Here is a 24,291-nt window from a genome sequence, read left to right as displayed (position 1 = left end):
GGTGCTCCAGTAATGCTCCACGCTTACGCAACTTTCGCGTAGCGGGAGTAGATTTCATCTCGCTTGCGAATGGCATCCTCGAAGCTCAACTGACCTGCATTGCAAGCCTGGATCACTGCGACGATTTCCATCCCGCGCTGCCATTCAGGGGTACCAGACAATCGATCAAGCGCCCCCATGTCTAGAAGTGCATATCCATCGTCAAGCATGTCGCCAATGCAAAGCTCCGGCGTGTCATGCGTGCAATGGCCGGTGAAGCCATCTCGTTGAAATGCCTGCCACCGAAAGCGCCCTTGCTGAGATGCGTCGGGAAGAAGAACACCCCAGGCATCCCGGCTCCGATGCTTCAGCGTCAAGCCAAAGCCGTTAATAGTGAACTGACAGAGCAGGTATTCCAGGAGAATGAGCTTCACATGAAATTGCTCGATCATTTCGTCAGCATAAGCCGCGAAAGGTCCACCCTCTTCTTTCATTTCCATCCAGCTAGCCAGGGAGTCCTTCAGTCCCTCAACGGTTGACGGTCGCATTGTTCTGCTCTCCTGGAAGGGAGTGGGTCAGAACGGCAAAAAAGCCCGGATGGGCCTTCTCTGCTTTGTCGATCGCGTCGCCGAAGGTGGTTGCCTCACAACGGAAGGTAGCCTTCTGCTGTGTATGCAAGATGGTCATCGACAGGATGTAGGTCCGCATGGTGTATCTCCTTCTCAGATTTTTAGCCCTGAAAAAGAGGCACCATCCCTGTGGGGGCGATGCCCCCTCAGGGTTTTTAGTACTGCGGCTAGGTCTCAGTGAGCAACGTCGACCGAACGGCACAGCTCGTTGTAGTGATCAACCAGCTGATCGAGGAAATGGAGAAGCTGTGGCCCTGTGAGGGGCGTGTTGGGGGCGATCATTCCTGCCTTCACCAAAGCGTCTCCGATTGCGGAGGCCAGTAGATCCCTCTGCTGTTCAACAGGTGGATCGAGGCTTTCTGCATTCTGGTTATGAGTTGCCATATCGTTTTCCTTTTAGAGAGCGACAAGGGCAATCACCTGGCGGGATATGCCCCGTCAGGGAGTTTGTTTGCAACAGCCTTACGGCAGCAGCAGGGTCAGGATGAAGACGATCAAGTCAGCCATCTGATTGGTTCCTTTCAACTGACGGAGCTCCCCTCACGGGAAAAGCCCCGGAGGGTTGTGGTCAGTTTGGAGCACCCTAAACAACGAGGCACCCAAAGCGTTTTTTGCGTCACTCGCCTTGCGACTGAGCAGCGTATTGCGCAGCTTGCAACTGAGTTACAGCGTAATTTCGAGCGTTTACAGGCCACGTCGAAACGTACTCGAACGCCGGTTCCCAACTATTGGCTTGACGAGCACGCCGAACAACTTCCGCAATTTTCTTGACCACCTTTTGAGGCAAGTCAGCAGGTGGCGGGACAGGGCTTTCATCACAGACAACCTCACCCTCGAGCACATCATCTGCCGGGGCAGGATCAGCAACCTCTGGTTTAGCGTTCTGGTCCCGCTCTTTGGTGGGCTCTGGTCGTTGATTAACCTGGTTAGAGGTCGGCAACGGTTCAGGGTCCACCACTTCAGCAGCGCCCATATATCGCTCGACAACTTCAACTGGTACATCGTTGGAAGAGAACCCTTCCCCAGCGTCTGTATTGAGGTACTGGATCACCCCGTCCAGCTTTGAGCCGGTCTGAGGCCAGTATTTTCTTGCAATCTTGATGGCTGACTTCTTGCGCATGGAATCTTCAAAGTCGACCCAAGGGCCTTTCTTTTTACGTTTCCACAGCTCCGAAGCATCGCGAGCAGCATTGATTTCATCAGCGGTGACCGCCTCAACATGAACGCGCCCATCAGGCAGAAGGGCTTCGACGTAGCAACCTACAAACTCCCCACGATCAGCCTTCTTGTCGAAAGGGTTGAACGTGTGGGTAGGGCTTTGTCGCTTACCTCTGTACTCGAATTTGTCTTTCGAGTAGACCAACTCAACGATGCAATCACGGATTGCACCGTCGTTCACAGCGACCTTGACCATGCCTCTCCAAGACACGTCCAAAACCACCTGCCCGTCACGGGGCACCAAATAAGCAAGCTGTCGAGATTGATTGAGGGTCAACCCGTATGCCGCAACCTGGCTAAACGCATTTCTAAGACTGAGCGGATTTGTCGTAGCGCACTTACACAAATAGTCGTTGTTCATCATGGCCTGCGATGCAAACAGCAGCTCATTTTTGAACGTAACGTCAGTCTTCGACGACTCCACCAGCTTGATGAACTTTTCTTCATGCTTCGCAATAATGGCAACTGCGTTTTGGAAGTTATCGCTCATTTTAGTTTCCTTTTTTAAAAAATAAAACGCACCCGAAGGCGCGTTTATTCTTGACAGGTCTTACCCAATTAGATGATGTTTAGAAGCAAACGGCTAATTGGGGCGAACGGGATATCGTCGTCGAAATAGTCCGGCGGCGACGACTGCTGACTTTGTTGTCCGTAGTTGTCGTTCGCATTGTAGTTATGCGACTGGCGAGATTGCTGAGACTGCTGCCGTTGCTGTTGCTGTTGCGGCTGTCGCTGTTGCTGCTGGCCACCGCCCTGGTTGTCAGGCCGGCCGCCCAGCAGCTGCATTCTGCCCTGCATGTCGACGATAATTTCGGTGGTATACCGTTTAATACCGTCTTTCTCCCACTCTCGTGTTTGTAGCTTGCCTTCGATGTATACCTGAGAACCTTTTCGAAGGTATTCACCAGCGATTTCAGCGACTTTGCCAAACAATGATACTCGGTGCCATTCGGTCCGTTCGACCTTCTGACCCGATTGCTTGTCAGTCCACTGCTCACTTGTTGCAAGGCTGAGATTGGTTACTGCATTACCATTCGGTAAGTAGCGAGTTTCTGGATCTTGACCACATGTGCCGACCAAAATCACTTTATTTACGCCGCGAGCCATAATAATTCTCCATTTCAATAGAATCACTGGGCGGCATTACCCCAATACGCGGGCAATAGCAGCCCCGTTGGGGTTTGTTTTTCATGGGTTTATAGTTGTACTTGTGAGACGGCCAACAAGCCGACCATGCGACAATGCGCATGACTAAATCAGTCCACACATGTGAGCTGACTTAATCTCGGGATTCTTGATGGTTGATGATCAACCATGAGGCGCTGGGCCTGGAAAATGGACTGCAAGGCATGCAGTCAAGAGTCTTAACGTCGATCTAGTCGGCGTGAATTGAAGTCTGCAACAAGCAGCCCACCTTGGCAAGCAGGTTTTTTGTCGAGTTTTTTTTCAGTCGCTTTTCCGTCCTGAAAACGAAAAATGCCTTTTCCATCACGGAGGAAAATGATCCTAACCATCCTCAGAGGATCAAACATGCATCACCTTAAATCTTTCCTGCCGCTAAGCCTGGCTTTTGGCCTGGCGATTACAGCGGGCTGTGCCAACAAGCCAGCCCCCCCGCCCTTGGGCAAGCCATTCGAGGTTACCAGCTACGAACCTGACATGCGGGAATACCACACGAGCTGGGGGCATACGGGACGAGGCGGTGCGGCACTGCGGAAACCCACCTACCAACCAGTTCTCGGCAGTCTTGATGTTCTCGAAACCCCTATGGGTAAGCTCCATCCAGAACTGCAACCACGCCTCATGACGAGCGATAGCGTTGCGGTCCCCTCATCCATGGTCCAGGCCAACTGTGCTGACTCAGCGAACGTAGCGCAGGCTTTCGCGCTCGGCCAACCCGCCGCAAACGAGCGAATTGTCACTTTGGCCAACGCGGCCGGTTCAGTCGATGACTACATTGCCGTCCGGAACAAGCTCTGCAAAGGGGCTCAACGATTGAGCTACGAGGAGTGGGTAATTCTCGTCGAAGGCACCCCTAAGGATGTTCCTCTTCACCTGAAACCGGCCCTTTCCCCTTCTTATAAGTGATCAGTCATGCCTAAATTCAATCCCATTCTCGCCACTGCCATTGGCGTTTCCATGGGCGTCACATCGGCCATCGCTGTCGGTGTCAGCGTCCACATGGCTCGGATCTACACAGACAACGCAGTACAAACCGCGCTTGTGGAGCAGTTGCCGGGAGCGGTCTCCCAAAGCCTGAAGGATCTTGAGCTTGAGAAGATCAACGCAGCGAAAGCGAAAATCATGTCGAAGTGGAACGGCGCTGCTGACAGCACCGGTGGAGGTCGGCACATCTACGGCAGCAAGGACGCCCAGTTCACTTTGGTCGAGTTCAGTGACCTGGAATGCCCCTATTGCAAGCGCTTCCACGACACGCCAAAGCAGATGGCTGACAAGTCCGAAGGGCGTATTAACTGGGAATGGCAGCATTACCCCCTGGCTTTCCACAATCCCGTTGCGGAAGTGGCAGCTCACGCATCTGAGTGCGTGGGCGAGATTGCCGGCAATAAAGCATTCTGGGCCTTCACGGGTGAATGGTTCGCACGCACTCAACTCAATGGCCAAGGTGTAGAAGACGTAGAGCGTCTTGTACAGGAAGTTGGTACTCCTCTGGATGCCTATCGTCAGTGCATGGAGAGCGGCAAGTATCAAACCTTGATCGAGGGCCAGGTGAAGAAAGGCACGAACATGGGCGTAACCGGCACACCGGCGACAGTCGTGGTCGACAACATGACAGGCAACAAACTGTTGGTGAAGGGTGCACAAAGCACTCAGGTACTGCTTCAGACCATGCAGCAACTGGTAAAAATGCGCGACGAGGCTCCCAGCCAGGACAAGCTGGAAACCCCAGCCGAGAGCACTACTGATGAGAGCGGAGCGCAATAGGCTGGTGAAGACCAACCTTTGAGCTGGTCCAGCAGCTGTGAGGATTTCATCGCTCCTGACCTCCACGCAGAGCAGATGTTTTCCGCTTGAAGTTGGTTATAGCCGCCTAATTAATGGGCGCTTTGGGCTCCTTCCCGCTTCGATCACTAAACATCGACATCTACCCCGCTCCGGCGGGGTTTTCTTGTGCTTGGGATATTCAAAAGCAGTGATGTACTGAGCATGACCTCAACGACCGTATCAGGGAGATACGCCATGACTGATTTACCCCGCATTGCCTCGTTTCGCCAGCTGGACGAACACCTGAAAAAAATTGGTGTTCCTCGAGACGAACAGATGATTCGCAACAACATTTACATTGCCCCTCTTGACTGGTTTGCCATCGAAGAAGGCTTCAACCTGAGGCCTATTGACCCTGACCATGCCGAAGGCTTCGCCAAGTCTTATGAGCAAGGCCTCTACGTGCCTCCAGTAGTCGCCGAATTAAAGATCATCGACGGCAATCCTCGTCTGGTTATTCGAGAAGGCCACCATCGCCTTACCGGGGCTCGACTCGCTGAAGGTCGCGGTGCAGTGCTACCAGGCCTGATGGTCAACGAGTTCAAAGGGAATCAGTCCGACGCTGTTGTGATGATGATCAAGACAAGCGAAGGCAAAGAACTGCTGCCGCTGGAGCGAGGAGAAGGCTACAAGCGCCTGGCCGGACAAAACTGGAGTCCCGCGCAGATAGCCGATCGCATGAACAGGAGCATCACTCATGTGGAGCGTCTGTTACTCCTGGCCAACGCAGAGGAGAACGTCAAACAACTCGTTCGGGAAGGGGCAATCAAAGCATCGCCCGTAATCGATGTGCTGGTGGAGCTGCGAGGAACAGGTCAAGACCCATACACAAAGCTTCTGGGAATGATCGAAGGAGCAAAGGCATCCGGTCGCACCCGTGCAACGGGCTCGGACGCTAACAAAGCGCTTGGGAAGTTCAAGGTAACACCTAAGGAGGCCATGAGCGCCTTTGGCGCGCTCAGCGGTCTTACAGGAAGCTTGCGTGATCAGCTCAAGTCCGGCGGCGATGGGAAGCACGAGTTGCGGCTTGATTCAAAGGCGGCGGAATCGCTGCTGAAGATCTTGGAGAAGTATGAAGCTAGCCAGGCCCCATCAGAGGCCTGAGGAGAAATAATGCTGCACATAGAGCGCAAGGTCGGAGAGTCTATTCGACTCGGCAACGACATACAGGTGATTGTTACAAAGGCAACGAATGGTACGGTCAGATTGGCTTTTGAAGCGCCGAGAGAGGTGAAGATCTACCGCGAAGAGATCTACCAGCGCATCCAGAACGAAAAATCGGTCTGATCGCCCCATCAGTCATTCCAGTTCGCTTAGGATCTCCGCCGAAGACGGTAACCTATGGCTATCGATAAAAGGAGTTTCACCATGAATAACCGCAGTAAAACGATCCGCATCGGGCTCCTCGCCGCGACCATTGCACTCTTGGCTGGGTGCTCTTCCTCACCGAAGGCCACCACTGTGCAGTTGCCTGATCCGCAGAATGTGCCCAAGGATAAATGGTCGGATGCGATGCACGTTTTGACTGCCATGAATATTTCTGGCCAACGCGACGTCCCGCGGGAACTTGCTGAGTCCTTCGTAAACTCAACACCAGGCAACACCAGCGGTGGAGCAGGCGCTGATGCAGCGATTGCCGGCGTCAGTCTCTCTGCACCTCCAAGCGGCTTTAGCGGTGGAGCTGCTGCAAGCGTAAGCCTCGGCCTTATGATGCTTGGCGGGTCGAGCGATCCTGCACATGCAACACAAGTTGTAGCTTGGGTGCCGGCGGATCAGGCCTCTTCCCCGGAGGAGGCCTCGGCAATTGCACTGAAGAAGGTGGAAGAAGCTCGCCAGAAGGTTTTTGTGAAAGGCTTGTCGAAGCTACCAATGCACGTTGGAAAATATCCGGACGGACATTCCCGCGCCTACGCTTCTCTAGCGGATAGCTACGCCGAACGTCCTATCCCATTCACCGACAGCCCCGCCCCAGCACCTAGTTTTTTGCGTTCAAGTCCTGCGTATGGGCCAATCTTCATCCGGGATAACCAGTTCATTCTCGATGCGTCTAAAAATAACATGACAGCCTCTGAGGCCATGCTGATCGCATCCCGCCACTTGCCGGAATGGATCTACATCTACCATCCTGGCCAAAAACTGCGGAAAGGCTCAATACCAGCAGCAATTTTCAATCAGGGCGAGGCCAATTACTTTATCGGTAAGTAGCTAGCGACGATCCACTAAAAAGCCCCGCATGGCGGGGCTTTTTATCTGATCATCACTTCAAATCAAGTTCATACTGTTTCTTCACAGCGTCGACATCGAACCCTTCCAATCGCTGTAAATTACGATCTAGCGTATTCAAACGCTGAGTACCTTCCGAGAACTGACCTAGCCCACTACCGCTCCCCGTCACATCTTCAAGAGAGACGGTCGAGGCGGTTGGTAAGCGGCCCGCTAGATTCAACATGCCAATCCACTCGGAAAGATCGACCCGAGACCAATCCATTTTGGCTAACTGGTCTGGAGTAATCCCCTCGCAAGTGGGAGACTTCACATCCCCCCATCCGAGGCCCAGTTGATCACGAGCGGACTCCTGGATGATTCTCGCAACGACCGAGCCAAAGCAGCAGTACGCCTCGCGCTTTTCCACGCAAGACCCAAGCACTTCAGAAGCGCAGTAGCTACCCACAAAATGACATTGGCGAGTCTCTTTTTTTGCGCCCAGCTCGAATTCCTTCTCTTCACACTCCCAAATAATATTGACCAGCAAATCTGCGATCACGTAGGCCATGTAGACCCACCCGATGATATTGACAACCATCGCCGCGTTTGCACCAAGCCCGGTTACTGCGCCATCGGCACCGGTTGCAAAGACAGCGTCAGCAGCTGCGGTTGCCCCCATGTCCACCATCGCGTCATAGGCCTGTTGCATGAGCCACGTTTGCAACTTGCTCAAGGCAGTCTGCTCAATCGTGCCACTCAGCGTTTTCTCAAAAGCGCCTGTCGCAGCGTCCACGATTGACCCCCACTGACCCTTTACAACGGAAGTGCCTGCGGCCATCACTGCGTTACTACCCGCAGCCCAGTAACCTGGTGAAAATAGGCTGCCCGTTCTATTTAGAGCCTCAAGCGAACTTGTCATCTTGAGCGTGTTCATCGTGAGGTTCACATAGTCAAAAATTGAGACGCTTTCAGGTGCCTCACAGCAATCGACGTAACCACCGAGGGCTTTTTTGCACTCCATGTCCTCCCCTTTGAATACCTTGCAGTCATTTGCTTGGTTGATATCGGTACCGTCTCCTCCACAGTCCAAATCATGTTCAGCGAACTGGGCAACTTGGAGCATGGCCACCGCGTAGGCGAAATCACCACTCTTCGTGTTCGATGTGTCAAAACACTCACTGCCCATACAGCGAGCCCCACCAGGACATTCGATTTGGGCTCCGGTGTTCACGATAGTTTCGTAGTTGGTGTCGTAACCGCAGTCCCAAACCTCCTCGAACGCATAACACGAACCTGTTTCGCCCTTTGCGCCCTCAATGCATCCCTGGGAGATAAAGCCGCAGCTCGGATTCTGCTCGTACTGGGTGCAGGTATTGAGGTTACCCCCCTCATTTGTAGGACACCGCTGCACACCCTTGGCGTCGGTGTAGCACTCCATGTTTCCTTTGTAGTAGGAACACTCGGCGCTTACCTGGGCCTTCAGGCAAAGCGGATCGATGCTCGAGTGCGGGGACGGTGGCATGTCAGAGCTGCAAAGACGAACGCCGTTCGTTTCTGTACAGCCATTTGCATCGACTGCCGGCATAGACGTGCAGGACATCTGGGGGTTTGTGCAGAATCCATCCTCAATCATGTCGAACATTGGCAGGCGTTCTTTTGGCCCCCAACCGTTATCTACGAACGCCTTTGCCGGGTCATAGAGGATCTTGATACGGGCATAACCTTCACCCCCACCAGTGACAGAGGTACGGGTCTTGAAGGTGATTACATCGTCATTACTGCCAAACTTGTCAGTAATGACTGTGTTTGGGGATACGTTCCAGCTTGTTCCGCGCTCACACGCCCCAGGCGTTTCCGGAGGGAAAACACCAGGTGTGTGCGTCCATAGCATCTGGTCATTGAAAAGGATTTGGAAGTAGTCATCGAATACCGCGCGGTCAATTGTGGCTGAGATGATGGCGTCCTTGGCTATCACGCGGAACCGGGTGTACTCCTCGTAGACCGCGCAGTTCCCGTTCCAGTAGTTGTCACCGACCGTACCTACCCAGACATACAAGCAGCCGCGGCCACAGGACTGAAAGTTAGGCTGCCCGGAAACGTACTCAATCACACCCACTTTGTAATCATGACGAAACTCAACATTCCCGCCCTGATCCACCACTCGCTCGCACGTCTTGTAGTTGGCCACGTGAGCATTTTTTGTAACGTTTTCGAAGACGTCAGTAGATTTGCAGTCAGCGAAGTTTTGTTTGAACCCATCCATGAAGTCAGGCGAGCGGACTTGATCGGCCTGGTTGAGCATAGGGTCTTTGGATAGGTCGACAGACATACGGTTACCACTGTCGATAAGCGTTCTGTAGGCCTCCCCATCAGATGAAGATTCAGTTTTCAGGCGCGAATTGGCCTGCAATCCGAGGTCAATCGTCTTCGAATCGTCGCCGTAGACCTTCTCTAGCGACGACGTATCACCAGCGTCAGGAAAAAGATCCTGGAGTGTTAGCGAGGCATTTCCACCGTCGAACACCTGTAGTGCCTGCTGGCCAACCGACTGGCCAGCAGCCGAACCAGCGGTAACAGCGTCGGCCCACGCATTAAAGGTCATGCTATTGAGATAAAGGCCTATCACGGTCGCGTTGACCAGGCGTTTCAGCATGGTTTTGAGTGGTTGTCGCATCGATCGCATGTCCATAAATAGGGATGCTTCGATGCTAGGTGAGGGTTGAGAAATGAAGGCGCGATTTCGAACAACATAATCGTCTGAAAAGCAAAGCCCCCGGCAGGTGGGGGCACCGGCCGGGGGCTCGCTGTGTTTATGATCATGCCTCAGACACTACTAGGACCTGTCCATCACTGGGGATCAAGTGATGAATGACCGCCCATGACTTGACGAACCGGGTATCCGGATCGGAAGACGAAACAGTTCTGGCGATCGGCTCGGGGACCTTGAACACCCGTCCCGACTCCACCATCAGTTCTTTGAGTTCCTGGCAAAAAAGGGCGCTTGTTGTGGTCATTTACTATGCTCCGATTGTGGGTGATCCCCAGAACCCTCCTCTCGGAAGGGCTCTGGTGGATCACCCACAAAGGGTGACCACACAATTGCCTAGCCGAAGCTAGGCCTGAATCATTTCACCGCGCCAGCCCGTGGGGCTGACTCAGTGGGCCTTGATGTGAGTGCTGTGTTTTCTGTCAAGACGTGCCGCAACCGCGAAGGCAACGGCTGCCGTCAGCCCAAGAGCACAGACGACGCCTACAACCGAATAAACTAGCAGGGCCATATTCACCACCTCATTTTTTGCTTTTAGCTGCTGTCAATGATAGCACCAAATCGATAGCCATCAAGACAAAACCAGCTATCAAACAAAATACCACCACTTTCGTGGTGATTTCAGGTGTGATCGCGGCAACAAAAGCTGCCGCTAATAGGCTACAGCCCACTCCCATTAGGGAGCTCTTTAGCCAATTTAAGATTATTAACTTATACATTTTATCCTCATCATTATTTGACAAGGCTCCCCTAACGGGTCGCCCCGTCAGGGTTTAATAATCTCTAGCTCCATGCCTGTTGCATGAATTAGAGGTACTACAATAAATCCTTTACGAGACGAATAAATCGCATGCGAAAGGCTTGTCTCATCTACAAGTGATACAGCACAACGCACAGCATCAAGAGCTTGTAGGTGAAACCTTTTGAAAGGGACATCGCAATTGCGACCCCTAGAATCAACGTGCATTACGCACTTCAAACAATTTTGCGGTCATTGACTGCTGCACAGTATTTAGACCGGAATCGAATGGCCCATAACCACGTTGAATGCCACCAACAACGAAGGCGAAGAAAGGCTGATTCTGATTTTTCATGGCGTACTCCGTGAGCGAAAAATGCAAACGGAGAACTACCCTGACGCGGGTATTCCCCGCTGCGGGTTTTTTGCACAAACATGAACCATCACCCAGTAATCTGGATGATGAAGATGATTTTTGTGCTATTTATAAGCCTGTTTGAAAGCGTGGCTCTGCTTTTTTGCGATTCATCACGGAACATGATGAGAACGCTTGCCTGAAAGCATAAACTTTCAGGCCTTGGCGGACATGCTCATGCATGCCGCTAAGTTCTAAGCACAGAGGACCTGTGCCGGAAGGTTTCTTTAGAGATCGACGTAAGGTCAACTCTATGCATGCGATGATACCAAACCGACACACATGCACAAGGTTGAGACGAAAAAAAAGGTGGCCGAACGGCCACCTTATTGCACTCATAAGGCATTTGGTGAAAACACCTTGTGCCCGCGTTTATTCCGGAAACGGTCCACGATCATTTCCATTGGCTCCTCCAGCTTTATCGGTGGAAAAAAGCCCTTTGCTTGAGAGTGCGTTAGGAGGATGCCCCCCCCCGACGAAAGCTCCCACAGATGAATCTTCGTTTCACCTTTAGTGACCCATGCCTTCCGATTGATCGAGGCTGGGCCTTGCAAACGTGCAGCTTCGAGGATCGCGTTCATTGACTTCTCCTTAATATGATAGGGAGAAGTCCCTAGGGGGATTCTCCCCCAAGGGTGGTTTTTTAGACTGCCAATTTTCGGATTTAGAGTTTCAATCTTACTTAAACAGTACTTTGGCTGCGATTCTCAATGTGGTAGCGCGGACATCTTCAAAGTCGCACATCATTGCCTCACAGCAGACACGAAAACTAAACGGATGAACATCGTCCGAAAGTACCCAGTCCATTGCCTCGCGCCAATTTTGCTCACTTACCTGAGGATGAATGATCTGCCTCAGTGTGATTTTCAGCAGGTATTCCCGCATCCACTCAACGTAATCATCTGTGATTTCGTCTCGTGTCCGTATGGCTTCCAACTCAGCATCAGACATCTCCAAGATGTCGATAAATCCAAGCTGAAGGACTCGCCCAGGGCTCGTCTTCCTCCGGGGTTTCCGCTCGAATGAGCGGCGCTGAATTATTACTTGCTCCCCGAACAGATCTAGTAGGGGCAACGCAGTCGCAGTATTTTCCATTTCAGACCTCCTCAAACCGACAGAGGCCTCCCACTAGGGAAAGCCCCTAGTGGGTTGAATGGTTAATTGTCAGGCGGCTAATGCTTCGCGAACCAGCTCAAAGAGCGAGTTCTTGAGATTCGCTACCTCCCCAACAGCACAGTATTGGCTGAACAATGCTTTCAGGATTTGCTCATTAGCACTTCCGAAACCAAGCCCAATCACTTCGATGCCGCTGACCTCACACCGCTGAATAAACTCTTTCGCTGCATGAGTGGTTCCCGCGTTTGGTTCCCCATCCGTTATGACGAAAAGAATCTTCTTCTCTCCCTTCGCACGAAGAACTTCAACAGCAGCCGGCCACAGCGCTTGTGCAAGAGGCGTATTGCCCTCAGACATCGCACCAAAGCCACCTTCGCTTACAGCTCTGATCAATCGCTCCTTAGGACTCTTGATCAATGCGCAGCGCTCAACTCCATCGTTCGCCTTGTTGGGAAATGACATCGCGCCGGTTGTCACCAGCGGAAGTCCCTCCAGCGCGCTTAGCACCGCATACACCGCGGCTTCAGCCTGGTCGATCGCAGACTTCATACTCCCCGACTTGTCGAGGAGGATCTGGATTGATGCAGACTGACGCTCTGCACGAGACTTACTTCTAAACACCCTCGTTTCGCCGCTTTTCATCATGGCTATGCGACCAGTGTCGATCCGTTTGCCCTGCCGCTTCAGCCGAACACGGCAATCAACCTGCGCCTGTAACAACCCGTTAAGGCACTGTCGCAGACCGGCCGATTGCTCGATACCCAGTTGCACACGGCGGACGCTCGCTTGATCCGATCGATTCCTCCCTCTCCCATCCAAAGAGAATGGGCGGAGCGGAATACTTTCGCGCACTGCCTTACGGCCTAGCATCTCTCCCGCCTTGTCGCCTACTTCCGAGACCAAACCTCTGAGGTCTGCCTCGGTTGCATCCTTGGCCTGCTCGCGCAGGTTGCTGGCTTCTAGTGAAGGTTTGCCGCTGCCATTCGTGGACTGCGAGGTTTCTTGCCCATCGTCGCCGGCATTGCTGCCGCTACTTGGCTGGGAGTGGTCTTGCGGCTCGGAGCCGGACTGGCCTCCATTAGACGATTGCTGCTTGGATTCAGGTTGCCCCTCCTCTTTGCCTTCATCACCTGCACTCGCATTACCGTCTTGCTTCTGCTCCTGCTGCTGATCGCCCACACCCGACTCTTGCGAGTCCTGTGGAGCCTCCCCCGAGCCTTGCTCAGGCTGCGGTTGCTCATCTTCCTGCTCATCCTCTTGTGAAGGCAGCAGGTCGATAATCGCGTCCACCAGAGCGAGAACATCTGTTGTGCTCTCGCACGTCAGAGTTTTCTTCACCAGGGTCAGGATCTGATCCCTTAGGTTAGCCCCAAGAAGGGCCTCCATACGGGCCAGATAGGCTTTTGCTGGAACCTCAAGCTGCGGCTCCTGGAGTAACCAGTAACCGCCATAGAGAATTCCGTTGTGAATCACATGAAGCGCCGGGCAGTCCTCCACCTGCTCGGGCCGGAACGGCTCAAGCAGAACCTTACGGTTCAGGTAACGAATGTCCGACTCAGTACCTGGGTACTGATCCATGCTCAATCGTTCAATGCGGATGTCCTCAAGAATGTTCAGCAGATTCTTGCGGAAGGGTGTTGTGCTCGAGTCACGAAAGCAGCGCATGTCTGTGTTACGGACATGGGAGCATTCATGTGCGATGTACCCGAAGGACAGCGGCAAATCGTCCTCAGTGAAGGGGACGAATACGTTTCTTCCATCTGTCTTAGCCTGGATTCCCTCGACATGCACTTTGACGCCAGTAAGCTCGGCAAGGTGTTGTGCGTAGATCGGCAGAGTGCCGACCAGGGACTGATTGCTCATCGTTTTCTCCTTTCTCGCCACCGCGAAAAGGAGTAACCCCGCGAGGAGGATTACTCCCACGCGGGGTTTGTTTTTGATGTCAGAACCAGAAGGTGCCGAAAGGCATATCGGGTTCGGATGGATTGATTACGAGGGTGTCTTCAGACTGATCCGCTGGAACAGATTCGACTGGTTCAACCACTTCAGATGTTGGTGGAACTTCGTTGATGCTGTCGTTACAACTCGGGGTTCCTAAGCTTGCGCTCAGCCCCTCCTCGAACATCATCACAGCACCTACGGGCACATCAGCATCAGGTGCAGCAACAGCAGCGACACTCTCAGCCATAGCCACGATTTCAGTTGCTGTTGAAGCCCCAGTTTCAACACTGGCCTGGGCCGGGGTTTCGACTGAAGGCATTGCTGGAACAAAGGCTAACGATGCATCTTCAATACCGTTGGCAATGTTCAGGTTCTTGATCAGCCGCTTGATCGAGTCCTCATCAGAGAGGGCCGATACAAGGGCTACAACGCTGTTGTACTGAGAGCCATTAACCACCCCGGACTTGGGGAGAGCCGCAAGGACTTCCTCAATGTGTTCGGTTAGGGCTTTGACCTCACTGGACAGGAACATCAGGCCGCGAAGCTTGGCGTTGATCTTCCGAACAGTGTTCAGCGTCGTTTGTGTGACATGGCCACGAGTGGCCAAGCCTGTTTCAAGCAAGCGCTCGGCTGTATCTGCCGTCTCAGCGTACAGCTGATCTGACAAACCACGGACCTGCGTACCCAGCGTGTTAGAGAGGTGCTTGTCGCCATCAGGCGAAACACGGCATGCCGCGTACCCAAAATGCATACCCGCATCGACTTGCGCCTTTGGTGTCACCGAGGTTCGGATCGCATCACGCCATTCTTGCTTCTCCCATCCCTTTTCGATCCACTCAGTAATCCAGCGTTCGTAGTTAGGGAGGAAGTTGTTCTTCAGGTCGTAGAACTGTGATTTGAGCGCTTCCAGGCGATCGACAACCTCCTGAATCTTATCCTGGGAAACTGCATAACCACCCAGGAACCGCACACCACACTCCTCAACCACCTTTGTAGCCTGCCGCTTGATCTTCTCAAACGGTTTCAGCTTCTCAGGGTCGATTACACGCATCGAGCCGAGTGAAGCCAAAATAGCAGGAGGAATTTTCCCCTCCAGCATTTCAGGTTTAAGTTTTTTCCGCGCAGTCCACAAATGGATCCCGGAAAGGTCAACCAACAGTAGTTGGTCTAGGATTTTGATCTCATTCTGTTGAATGGACATTTCACGATTCTCCTTTCTCACATGCATGAAAAAAGGGGGAATCGCGCCCGGAGGGGAAGATTCCCCCTTAGGGTTTTTACATTGCAACTTTCCAATCGCCACCAAAGACACTCTCGGCGATCTTACGAATTGCTGTCCTCTGTACTGTATCGCAGCGATTGAGCAGCGATTCGTCCAGCGCAAGTTGAAGCGGATTAGCTGCACCCTGGTGAGTGTATCCACAAGAAATGCGCCCCCAGCGAAGCAATGTCCGAGTAGACATCGTTACGCTTAGGTAATTACCACCTAACCCTTGATGTTGATTACGAATGGAGTTCGCAACCTTCACCATGTTTTTCGCCATATCTTCAGGAAGCATAGGCAGAGCAGAGATCAACGTTGCTACTTCGTTCTCAGCCTCAAGGTATGGGACTTCAAAAACTCTGAAGCGATCGAGCGATGCCAGGTTCTGCTGCATGGTGCCAGCATGAACTCCTGATGCATCCCCCTGCCCTGCTGTATTGCCGCAAGCGACAAACCGGAAGTTGGCATGAGGCTTCACAACCTCACCATTGTTCTCCGCAATCACCAAGGGTCTCCCCTCCATGACGGCATGAAGACCCACAGTTACTGCCGGATCAAGCGTATCGTACTCATCAAGCACGAAGACAAACCCATTACGCATAGCTTGAGTCAGCGGTCCATCCACAAACTTCGTGTTCAGATCGCCGCTCACCGGATCAGTAACAGGCAGGTTGTAACCTGTAAGCTCCGGCATCTCCATGCGGCTATGCGCCGAAACGGTAATGCAGGGCCAGTTAAGCTGGGCAGTGACTTGCTCTACGAGCGAAGACTTACCCGATCCAGTAGGCCCCAGGAGCATGCAGCTATCCCCAAACGGAGCGTAGAGCCAACTCATGAAAGGCTTGACCAGCATCTCGCGAAAGAAATACTTCTTCTTCGGCGCGACGTGATGCATCCACTGATGTCCCTCTGCAAAACCTGGCGCTTGCGCGTTGGTATTGAAGCCGAACTCTTTCATCTCAACTTTTGTATTGAATTGCATTTTATATTCTCCGTTCTCGAAAGCAGTTGCCCTGGAAAAAGGAGAATCCCCATTGGGGAAGACTCCCCAAGTGGGCGTTGTTTTTTGCAGCTTTACGCAGCAACTACCAGATCAATCACAGACAAGCTGTCTTCACTGGTTTTCTTGGTGAAACTTACAACTGGTGTGAGCCCGTGATAAACCAGCTCGGAACACAGCGAATGCATCATCCATGGCGGGCAACTTACCAGTACGGTAGTTGTGCCAGATTTTTTTGCTTCAGCAAGGGCAATTTCCGCAAGTCGCTCAACGCGCTTTGCAACACTGTCCTTAGTTGGCAAGACCGGGAAGAAAAGGAGACTCCGAATCTCCTGAAACTCCTTCCAACTCGTAAGATCACGAACCCCGAAGGCTTCGAGTTCACGGGTGGTTTTAAACTTAGTCAGATTAACAACTTCGTTGTTATTGCTCATATTCTCAACTCCAGATTTCAGAGCGGAGAAATCCCATACGGGTTTCCCCGCATGGGTTAGTTTTTAAGCTGATTAGAGTCGCAGCTAACGACCCGTGCTGAGCACGGACAAACATCTACGCTCATGCGTGGATGGTTGATTCTGGGGGGTAGCATAGACCAGATGGGCTTATGCTTACTTGAACACTCCCGATCGGGACTGTGTGGATTCTTGAGCTGCAAATAGCGCGCAGCTTACGCACCTTTCGGTAAGGCCATCATGCCTATTTACAAGGATGCCTGCAACCCTCTGCAATCACGCAAATTTGCGGTCATCCACCGGCTAATCGTCAGGCCCTATCAGGACGAAGCGGAATGATTTTCACGGTCATTCCAGCCTCTGTATAGACTTGGGCTGAGGTATCGGGGGCAAAGCAGTGGGCTCTACAACCTGTTCACCCTGGATCGCCAGGTGATGCCGTCCCACATCGATGCGATAGTCCAAAGCACTGCCGGCGTACCAAACTTCACTCCCCTGGATGCGTACAGCACGCTCGCGTAACCAACGATATCGCTGCGCAGCCTGGCGCAGCTCCTCCAGCTCCTGAGCGTTAATCATGACATCCTGAGACTTCGGTTCACTCATCGGACTGTTTTCCGTCATTCGAACGGTTGATCCTCAGGACAACCCCGCCGTCCCACTCGGCTATGACCTCAGCCCCACAGACGGAGCAGGCAGTAGTTACCTCAAGCGCGCTCTCTTCCAAGTGAACCTGGCCTTCGTCTCCGCATTTCGTGCAGTGGTACACATACAGCACCAACGGTGCGCTGCCAGTCATGGCTCTTCATTCCCTGAAATCTCCGCGCGTTGCGCCAAGGCACGCTGCATGTATGTGATAGCCTTTTCAAGCGCCTTCACAGACCAATCCGGGCACGGGCTGGAACTGGCCTTTTCTGGGTCGTTTAACCATGAGCGCACGGTACGGACAGCACAAGGCCGGCCAGTCACTGCGCCTATCAACTCGGCGCTCTTGGCTTGTGTTATGCCATATGTATCGAGTAAATGCTTAAAACGTGTGCGATTATCCACGTACCGTCACCAAACCTTAATAGGCAAAATTGCCTAGTAAGCAGATTAGGCAATTCTGCCTATCATGTCTACTAACCGGCTGGTCGGCACGGCTGAATCTGGATTGTCGCCATTGCCCCAGTGGTATTCCGACGCCCAGGCCGGCGCATCGAAGCTCGTAGTGAAACGGCTCGAACGGGGGCTTGTCAGCCGACATGGCCGGGCTCCTGAGAGTACTGGAGCTCCGCAATACCCCCCCGTTTCACTACTTGAAGCACCACCGGGCTGCGAACCGGCTACTCATACCTGGCCGCGAGCACCATTCCAAAAGGATTTGAGATGGAAAAAGAATGCTGGGAGCAGGATCAGCAATGCGCTCGCAATCACAGATAAAGTGACCACCGCTACCGCTCCGTGGAGCGCATGCCACATCCCGATTTCGAGATAATGCGCCACATAATCCGTAGCCTTGGTAATTAACTTCATTGCAACGCCTTCCCCCTGGAATGGGATCATCTGAAGCAACAAGACCACCCCCCCGAAAGCGACCGAGATGATAGCGAAGCCCTTGAGTCCCAGCGCGATATCGGCAGGGCTTGGGATAGAGTGCATTGAGATAACCAAGACAAGAATCGCCAACCCAAACCCCGGCACAGAGCCGGTCGCTAAGTCGATAATCGCGGTTACAGATCCGGTGGCCACATCGCCGATCCAGAGAACCAAAGGCACCAATCCCTGGTCGGGAAGGCTCTGCTCGAGCGATGTGCCAAGGGTGATAACGGCTATCGCTCCCCCGGCTAACAAAGGGGCAATGCCCTGAACAAGGAGGCCAAGCGAGTGACGCAGAGAAAACGGGTTATAGGAGAATTCGACGTAGCCCAGCTGCCCGGTGATCGCATTAGGTGCGTATAGGGCAAGCTTTCTGATTCTCAGGCCGAAGAGCAGGCATGCAATCGCGTGCGCGATCTCATGTACTGGCCCGCCGATGATTCCTGTGTTCCGATAGACGATCCACGTCTTCACCGAAAACTGTGACACCAGCTTTCCCCAGACGAAGATCGCGCCGGCCGGCACGATCAAAAGAGCGAGATAAAGGTAGATCATGCGCGCCGCTCTCCAGCTTCTTTCATCTCCCGCTTAGCCTCAGCGTGACTTTTCTGAATCACCACCTGAGTGATGCTGTTAATGACCAACACTTTCTTCGCCCTTGTGGCTGCCACATAGAGCAAATTCAACTCATCGACTCGCTGATCAGGAGTGATCTTCTCTTCGTCGTAGATATCTGGGAAATCTTCTTCCAGCACGACCACATCCCATTCCAAACCCTTCGAGCGGTGGCACGTGCTCACAATCACATCTGCTTCTAGGGGGTCGTCTGTCGAGTTGCGACGGAGAGCAGAGATCAACTTGGGTATGTCGTTGTGCTCTTTGAGTACCCGGAGCATCCGATTCATCTCAGGATCCTTCGACTCCTCTGCCGCTTCGGCAAAACCATCAAAGTCGCTGAACTGTCCGAAAAGACGTTTGTTGCGGATCTCATCCTTGCGGCCAACCTTTAGGTGGTAGACATCCTCGAGGTCGGAAATTTGGTATGCCTCAATGCCTCCGTTCCAGTAGACAACTTGACCATCAGAAACCGCATCAATGGCAGTCATAATTACGCCAATCACTGTGCGATTGAGCACAGTGTAGTGGTTACATCCAGCAGGCAGCGATGTCGTGACTTTGTCGCGGGCACCAAACCCGACCAGGGGACGTGTTTCCCCTTGCTGCTTGAGGATCGCATTGGCAACGCCGGCAATCATCGGGCCGAAACGGAATGAGTTTGTTAAAAACATCGACGCAGCGCCTTGCACAATCTGCGTATCAAGCGCGTTTTCAGCCCCGCGCCAGCGGTAGATCTGCTGCCATTTGTCTCCGACAAAAATCTTCCTCGCCTTTTGACCCGCGACCAAAGAGGCGGTTACTGGGTTACTGTCCTGCGCCTCGTCGAAAAGGATCACGTCATAAGGCATTTGGGGATTACTGAGCTGGTAGAGCTTCAGGTATGCGTCATGCTGACAGGGAAATTTACTCTTGGTATCGATCATCTCTTCCCAAAGAGTCTGAGCATAAGCAATGATCCGGTCCATGTGATCCGCACCGTGCTCAGCGAGCTCTTCCTCACTGAATGCTGCAAAATAATGTGCCTCACATATTTCTGGGTCAGCGCTCGAAAGGTAAGCATTGAGCACGGCGATTGCGTCACGAACGTCCCCCCATTTACGGGTTTTGAGAAGCCCGGCAGCATCCGTGAGACGAATATTTCCAAGCTTGTGCTGATAGTGGCGGCCAAACTGCGGCCAGGCCAACTGGTGGGATGTCTTACACACCACGTTTTTTGGGAATTTCTCCGCTCCTTCGTCTCGAATCGCGCGGTTGTACGCTAGATAGAGCATGCGCAAGTGGCTGTGATGGTTGGCATAGGCGACGAGCGTGGTCGTCTTGCCACACCCTGCGTAGGCCTTTACCACTAGGTGATCGCCCTGGTACTCGATAATTGGGAGCTGTTCTGCGGTCGACTTCATTGGGTCGACTCCATTGTGTTTTCTGCGCATTTGCGGCTGTAGAAACTCAGAGCCGGTGAGCACCAGAGCGAAATTATGGGGTGCGCGCCGATGCAGGCAATGTAGTCAATGCGAAGGGATCGGCATATCGCGGAAGGATTTTTTTTGCTGGGCATGTGGATCTCCTTAGGTGAGGAGATCGTTTCATGCACAGTGCGCGGAAGGGTCTGGTTTCGGGCAAATTTTTGGTCCGAATTACGCAGACGCCGCCCTAGGCTGGGGCGGCTGAGGGTTACAGGTTGATGCGACCTTAATCACAACTAAAGCAGCCAAGGTTCAGCTCAGTCCCAAGCCGCCGGCTCACCCGAATCGGCGTTTGCTTTTGGCGCGACGGACGTTGTACCCCTTTACCCAGCTTTTCATGGCTTCACTCGGTGGTTTGGGGGGCACGGTACCGATCCATGCGCGATCTGGCAGCTCTTTCATGTATGCCTGGTATGCGAACTGAGCCCACCCGTCTTTCTTTCCATTCTCACGGGCGTACCCAAGCAGCTCACAGAACGTATGCTGTTTACTGGTCGGGCCGAGCACTTTGCGTCGATCGTCAAGCTTCACCAATTTGCCGGTGGCCACCGCCACTCCATCCGGAATCACAATCTCATTGCCACACTTCGGGCAGAGCAACCCGCTGAACACAAAGCTGCACGTCGGACATGGCTTGGTTTTCTTCTCTTGGTCGCCTTTGTCCTGCGGGCGGCGATCCAGTCGCTCACCTTCACCGTTGTCCATGGCATCGGGCACCTCGTCGGTCGGCTTCCCGTTTAGCAGGAGGTTTCCAGAGTGGTCGATGATAATGCAGTCGATTTTTCCTGTTTCAGGCGAGAGTCTGAGGCCACGTCCAATCATCTGATAGTGGAGCATCAGGGACTTTGTTGGCCGTGCTATCACAAGGCAGCTGGTTGAAGGATCATCAAAACCCTTGATCAGCATAGCCACTGAGACCAATACCTTGATCCTGCCTGCCTTGTACTGGCGCAAGATTTCCTCAGTCTCGTGGGCCAGCATGTAGCCATCGATATGTGCAGCGGCAACCCCTGCTTTTTGAAACTCAGCAGCGAGCTTCTTGGAATGCTGGACATTGCAGGCGAAAACCATTGTTTTGCGATTTTCACCCAGTTCTTTCCAGTGCGTTACCACGTCACCAAGCAGCTTGGCGTCACCCATGACCGTGGCAAGCTCATCCTCGATCCAGTCACCATTCGGCTTCGTGCTCACCCCCTTTAGCGAAGGCACGGAGGGCGCGTAGCACTGGGTAGGTACAAGAAAGCCTTGGTCCGTCAGCTCCGAAAGAGAGATGCAGTTAATCAGCCTGTCAAAAATGCGCCCCAGGCCTCGCCGCCACGGGGTAGCACTGAGCCCGATTACAGGCACCTTGTTTCGCCGGCACCAAGTGATGAGCTCAATATGGGCTTCATGGATGACATGCGCTTCGTCAATGAGAACAAGGTGAGGCTTGTGATGGTTGAGCATGTAGTCGAGCCGCGGTCGCAAGCTTTGAATCGTTGCGACTTGGATGGGCTTCCGGTAGTCAGTGCAGGGATGGTCTGACTGAATTGCACCTGCGACCAACCCATCTTTGTAGAACCGCTCAAGTGTCTGATCGAGCAGCTTCACGCTGTCGACGATGAACCAGGCCCTCCGGTTCTTCGCCTGTGCACCGGCAATGATGTGCTTGGCTACCTCTGTCTTACCGGAGCCTGTAGGACTCATCAGCATTTGAATGATCGCGCCGAGCCTTATGCCCTTGCGGAGTTCAAAATCCTGTTGTTGTTGGTAGGGTCGAAGCTGCATCGAGGTTTCTCGCTGTACGAACTACAGGTAGAAAACCATCGGTTCTGAATAACCCAAGCAAGGTGCTGATTCGTGGGAGAGAGAAGCAAATTGAACCTAGCCTGATCGAGCAAATATTTTTTCCCCAGGCCCTCATACAAGCTCATCCTAATGCTCGCCCCTTGACTTGGGTTTTTCGTCCAGCGTGCGACTGTGCTCAACATTGCCTGAGCTATCGCACAGGCGTCGTCGCTGAAGATAGGAGTGGTTGATGGATGATGCAGGAAAGGCGCGTGCTCGCAAGTTCGCTGAGTCGCTGCGCGAGGCAAGCTGGGTTATCGATTGCGATGCAGCTGAAGCACAAAATGCCGTTGGATTCTGGCTTTACTCTTACAACTTGGTGGCTGGTCCCCGACTCGTTGGCCAATTGACCTTGGATGGCTATCGAGCGATGCAGAGTAGCGAAAATCTGAAGACTCTTGCAGGGCTTCAGCCACACGATGTTCTCGGCGCAACCCTCAACGCCTATGACGATCTGCCTGAGCAGAGCCGTAATTCGGGGGAGTCACAAACCGTCATCTCAGCGCTGTCGCTATACGCCAGTTCCACTATGACCTGGCAAGCCCTACCGCCTCTCAAAACTGGAGCGCACCAGCACTTCATGGTTTTCGATTGGCTCACGGCTTCCGGCAATAGAATTTTCCGCCCGGCCGCAGCAATCACCGGTTCCGTTCTCGCTCCTGAAACCCTGACCGACTTCAGCAAGCAAGTGCTCAACGCCCATTTGTCGAAACACCCCCACGAAACGCCTTACTATCCCGACCAAGGCAAGGCGTAGAGGCTATCCCCTTCATGCCCCGTCCATTCGGGACGGGGCAGATCGTGCAATAGCCTGGGCCAGGTACCTATGGCGCTTTAACGCAAGGTCAGGCCGTCGAATCCAAGCCGCAATGAGAAGTGTTCGGCAACGGAAGCGCCGATCTTGCTTGCAAAGCGATCCACAGCATTCTGTTTACGAGTGAAGTCAACGATCTTGCTCACACCTACTACTTCACGAGCCACGTAATCAGAATCACCCAGGTGATCAACCAGCCCCAGTCCTACCGCTTGTTCACCAGTCCATATCAGCCCCGAATACAGGTCGGGATTCTCCTTGGCTTTCAGTCGATCTCCACGACCGGCCTCTACGGAGCGAATGAACTGGTGGTGGGTGGTTTTAAGAACTCCTTCCCAGAATTTCCTTTCCTCTGGATTCTGGGGCTGGAATTGATCCAGGAAAGCTTTGTGTTCGCCGGAGGTATAGGCGCGGCGTTCAACCCCGAGCTTTTGCATGAGCTCGACGTAACCGAAGCTCGCCGCGGTGACACCGATCGATCCGACCAGGCTTGCCTTATCCGCAAAAATCTCATCCGCTGCGCTGGCGATGTAGTAGCCACCGGAGGCACCCAAATCTGTAATGACGGCATACACCTTCGTGCCTGGATGCAGCGCACGCAAGCGACGAACTTCATCGTAAACGTGGCCTGCTTGTACGGGACTTCCACCTGGGCTGTTGATCTCCAGAATCACAGCCTTCGTATTCTCATTGTCAAAGGCCTTGCCGAGGCTACGCTTTAGGTTCTCAGCGCTAGCTTCCTCCCCATCCGCAATCACCCCCCGCACCTTGATTTTCGCTGTTATCGGCACATCGGCGCCGACGCCTTCAAAGTCGGCCCGTCCGCCCGCCACAAAAGCTGTCACGACGATCCCGAGAGTTGCGAGACGGAAAAAATTCTTCCAGCGACGCGCTGCACGCTGCTCTTTGATGCTTGCTTGCAGCGTTCGCTCCAAGACTTCAAGGCTTTGATTCATGGGATGTCCATCAAAAAAATTCAACCACGACTATTAAACACTGCGGAGAAGGAATCCAGAACAGGCAAGGGGGACTTGGGATTTTCTGCGGTCGTGAGAAAAGGAGGCGGATCACTTATATGGAGAACCATTTATGCAGGTCGGCACGCCCCAAGCTCGGAATCGGGCTGGACTTACCCTCAACCTTGTCATTGGCGTTATTGGCTCACCGCAAGCCATTTCTCGGCTGAAAGCCAAGCTCGAATTAGCTGTTGAGGACGCTATGCAAGGGCTCTCACAAGAGGCCAGGCTTGAGCTTGGAATT

26 protein-coding genes are annotated in these 24,291 nt (G+C 53.2%); 6 read left to right on the top strand and 20 right to left on the bottom strand.

Translation table 11 applies throughout. From position 1 onward, the window contains the following. Positions 1-23 precede the first annotated feature (23 nt). The 5 genes from IMX18_RS27065 to IMX18_RS27045 all read right to left on the bottom strand — a co-directional run bounded on the left by IMX18_RS27065 (position 24) and on the right by IMX18_RS27045 (position 2,933). The gene (locus IMX18_RS27065) at positions 24-527 is read right to left on the bottom strand and encodes a hypothetical protein (RefSeq protein WP_217191122.1); all 504 of its coding nucleotides are present in this window, start codon (positions 525-527) and stop codon (positions 24-26) included. Next, the gene (locus tag IMX18_RS27060) at positions 508-687 is read right to left on the bottom strand and encodes a hypothetical protein (protein ID WP_017848001.1); all 180 of its coding nucleotides are present in this window, start codon (positions 685-687) and stop codon (positions 508-510) included. Before IMX18_RS27060 ends, IMX18_RS27065 begins: the two co-directional genes overlap by 20 nt. Before the next feature lie 95 nt (positions 688-782). Next, complete coding sequence (locus tag IMX18_RS27055) at positions 783-992, bottom strand: hypothetical protein (protein ID WP_217191124.1); 210 nt, start codon at positions 990-992, stop codon at positions 783-785. Between the two features lie 232 nt (positions 993-1,224). After that, positions 1,225-2,316 carry a recombinase RecT gene (locus IMX18_RS27050; RefSeq protein WP_217191126.1) on the bottom strand — a complete coding sequence of 364 codons (1,092 nt, stop codon included), beginning with the start codon at positions 2,314-2,316 and terminating at the stop codon, positions 1,225-1,227. Between the two features lie 68 nt (positions 2,317-2,384). Then, complete coding sequence (locus IMX18_RS27045; protein ID WP_233467878.1) at positions 2,385-2,933, bottom strand: single-stranded DNA-binding protein; 549 nt, start codon at positions 2,931-2,933, stop codon at positions 2,385-2,387. A gap of 423 nt (positions 2,934-3,356) precedes the next feature. Between IMX18_RS27045 and IMX18_RS27040 the strand changes: the two genes are divergently transcribed. The 5 genes from IMX18_RS27040 to IMX18_RS27020 all read left to right on the top strand — a co-directional run bounded on the left by IMX18_RS27040 (position 3,357) and on the right by IMX18_RS27020 (position 7,037). Next, a complete protein-coding gene (locus IMX18_RS27040) occupies positions 3,357-3,914 on the top strand; it encodes a hypothetical protein (protein ID WP_217191129.1) in 558 nt (185 codons plus the stop codon). 6 nt (positions 3,915-3,920) lie between these two features. Beyond that, positions 3,921-4,772 (top strand): DsbA family protein, encoded by an 852-nt coding sequence (locus tag IMX18_RS27035; protein WP_217191131.1) that lies wholly within the window; start codon positions 3,921-3,923, stop codon positions 4,770-4,772. A gap of 255 nt (positions 4,773-5,027) precedes the next feature. After that, positions 5,028-5,936 (top strand): ParB/RepB/Spo0J family partition protein, encoded by a 909-nt coding sequence (locus IMX18_RS27030; protein ID WP_217191133.1) that lies wholly within the window; start codon positions 5,028-5,030, stop codon positions 5,934-5,936. A 9-nt stretch (positions 5,937-5,945) separates the two neighbouring features. After that, on the top strand, positions 5,946-6,119 hold the full coding sequence (csrA, locus tag IMX18_RS27025) for a carbon storage regulator CsrA (protein ID WP_217191135.1): 174 nt from the start codon (positions 5,946-5,948) through the stop codon (positions 6,117-6,119). Positions 6,120-6,200: 81 nt separating this feature from the next. Next, positions 6,201-7,037, top strand: a complete 837-nt coding sequence (locus IMX18_RS27020; RefSeq protein ID WP_217191137.1) for a hypothetical protein — start codon at positions 6,201-6,203, stop codon at positions 7,035-7,037. A 52-nt stretch (positions 7,038-7,089) separates the two neighbouring features. Here the strand turns inward: IMX18_RS27020 and traN are convergent, their stop codons facing one another. From traN to IMX18_RS26955, 14 genes are all read right to left on the bottom strand, one after another. Then, a complete protein-coding gene (gene traN, locus IMX18_RS27015) occupies positions 7,090-9,720 on the bottom strand; it encodes a conjugal transfer mating pair stabilization protein TraN (protein ID WP_267918405.1) in 2,631 nt (876 codons plus the stop codon). Between the two features lie 133 nt (positions 9,721-9,853). After that, positions 9,854-10,051, bottom strand: a complete 198-nt coding sequence (locus tag IMX18_RS28145; RefSeq protein ID WP_217191140.1) for a hypothetical protein — start codon at positions 10,049-10,051, stop codon at positions 9,854-9,856. 274 nt (positions 10,052-10,325) lie between these two features. Beyond that, complete coding sequence (locus IMX18_RS27010; protein WP_217191143.1) at positions 10,326-10,523, bottom strand: hypothetical protein; 198 nt, start codon at positions 10,521-10,523, stop codon at positions 10,326-10,328. Between the two features lie 237 nt (positions 10,524-10,760). Beyond that, positions 10,761-10,898: a hypothetical protein gene (locus IMX18_RS27005; RefSeq protein WP_217191145.1), complete on the bottom strand. Its 138-nt coding sequence runs from the start codon at positions 10,896-10,898 to the stop codon at positions 10,761-10,763. A gap of 395 nt (positions 10,899-11,293) precedes the next feature. Next, positions 11,294-11,539, bottom strand: coding sequence for a hypothetical protein (locus IMX18_RS27000; protein ID WP_217191147.1), 246 nt, complete (start codon positions 11,537-11,539; stop codon positions 11,294-11,296). Positions 11,540-11,636: 97 nt separating this feature from the next. After that, complete coding sequence (locus tag IMX18_RS26995; protein WP_217191149.1) at positions 11,637-12,053, bottom strand: hypothetical protein; 417 nt, start codon at positions 12,051-12,053, stop codon at positions 11,637-11,639. 69 nt (positions 12,054-12,122) lie between these two features. Continuing rightward, positions 12,123-13,937 (bottom strand): VWA domain-containing protein, encoded by a 1,815-nt coding sequence (locus IMX18_RS26990; protein ID WP_217191151.1) that lies wholly within the window; start codon positions 13,935-13,937, stop codon positions 12,123-12,125. Positions 13,938-14,016: 79 nt separating this feature from the next. Further along, positions 14,017-15,216: a DUF3150 domain-containing protein gene (locus IMX18_RS26985; RefSeq protein WP_217191153.1), complete on the bottom strand. Its 1,200-nt coding sequence runs from the start codon at positions 15,214-15,216 to the stop codon at positions 14,017-14,019. Between the two features lie 76 nt (positions 15,217-15,292). Beyond that, the gene (locus tag IMX18_RS26980; RefSeq protein WP_217191155.1) at positions 15,293-16,261 is read right to left on the bottom strand and encodes an AAA family ATPase; all 969 of its coding nucleotides are present in this window, start codon (positions 16,259-16,261) and stop codon (positions 15,293-15,295) included. Positions 16,262-16,353: 92 nt separating this feature from the next. Beyond that, on the bottom strand, positions 16,354-16,713 hold the full coding sequence (locus IMX18_RS26975; protein ID WP_217191157.1) for a hypothetical protein: 360 nt from the start codon (positions 16,711-16,713) through the stop codon (positions 16,354-16,356). A gap of 366 nt (positions 16,714-17,079) precedes the next feature. Further along, positions 17,080-17,337 carry a hypothetical protein gene (locus IMX18_RS26970; protein WP_217191158.1) on the bottom strand — a complete coding sequence of 86 codons (258 nt, stop codon included), beginning with the start codon at positions 17,335-17,337 and terminating at the stop codon, positions 17,080-17,082. 723 nt (positions 17,338-18,060) lie between these two features. Then, the gene (locus tag IMX18_RS26965) at positions 18,061-18,864 is read right to left on the bottom strand and encodes a hypothetical protein (RefSeq protein ID WP_217191160.1); all 804 of its coding nucleotides are present in this window, start codon (positions 18,862-18,864) and stop codon (positions 18,061-18,063) included. Beyond that, on the bottom strand, positions 18,861-20,327 hold the full coding sequence (locus IMX18_RS26960) for a 3'-5' exonuclease (protein ID WP_217191162.1): 1,467 nt from the start codon (positions 20,325-20,327) through the stop codon (positions 18,861-18,863). The genes IMX18_RS26965 and IMX18_RS26960 overlap by 4 nt, the downstream gene beginning before the upstream one ends. A gap of 339 nt (positions 20,328-20,666) precedes the next feature. Further along, positions 20,667-22,157, bottom strand: a complete 1,491-nt coding sequence (locus IMX18_RS26955) for a DEAD/DEAH box helicase (RefSeq protein ID WP_217191163.1) — start codon at positions 22,155-22,157, stop codon at positions 20,667-20,669. Between the two features lie 250 nt (positions 22,158-22,407). On the opposite strand from IMX18_RS26955, the gene IMX18_RS26950 reads away from it, so the two are divergent. Then, on the top strand, positions 22,408-22,974 hold the full coding sequence (locus tag IMX18_RS26950) for a hypothetical protein (protein WP_217191164.1): 567 nt from the start codon (positions 22,408-22,410) through the stop codon (positions 22,972-22,974). Between the two features lie 77 nt (positions 22,975-23,051). On the opposite strand, the gene sppA is transcribed toward IMX18_RS26950, so the two are convergent. Further along, positions 23,052-23,987: a signal peptide peptidase SppA gene (sppA, locus tag IMX18_RS26945; protein WP_217191165.1), complete on the bottom strand. Its 936-nt coding sequence runs from the start codon at positions 23,985-23,987 to the stop codon at positions 23,052-23,054. Positions 23,988-24,291 lie beyond the last annotated feature (304 nt).

The organism is Pseudomonas shirazica (assembly GCF_015168335.1).
GTDB classification, from domain to species: Bacteria; Pseudomonadota; Gammaproteobacteria; order Pseudomonadales; family Pseudomonadaceae; genus Aquipseudomonas; species Aquipseudomonas asiatica.
Note: the sequence above shows the minus strand (reverse complement) of the source record. Positions and strands in the feature narration are given on the sequence as shown.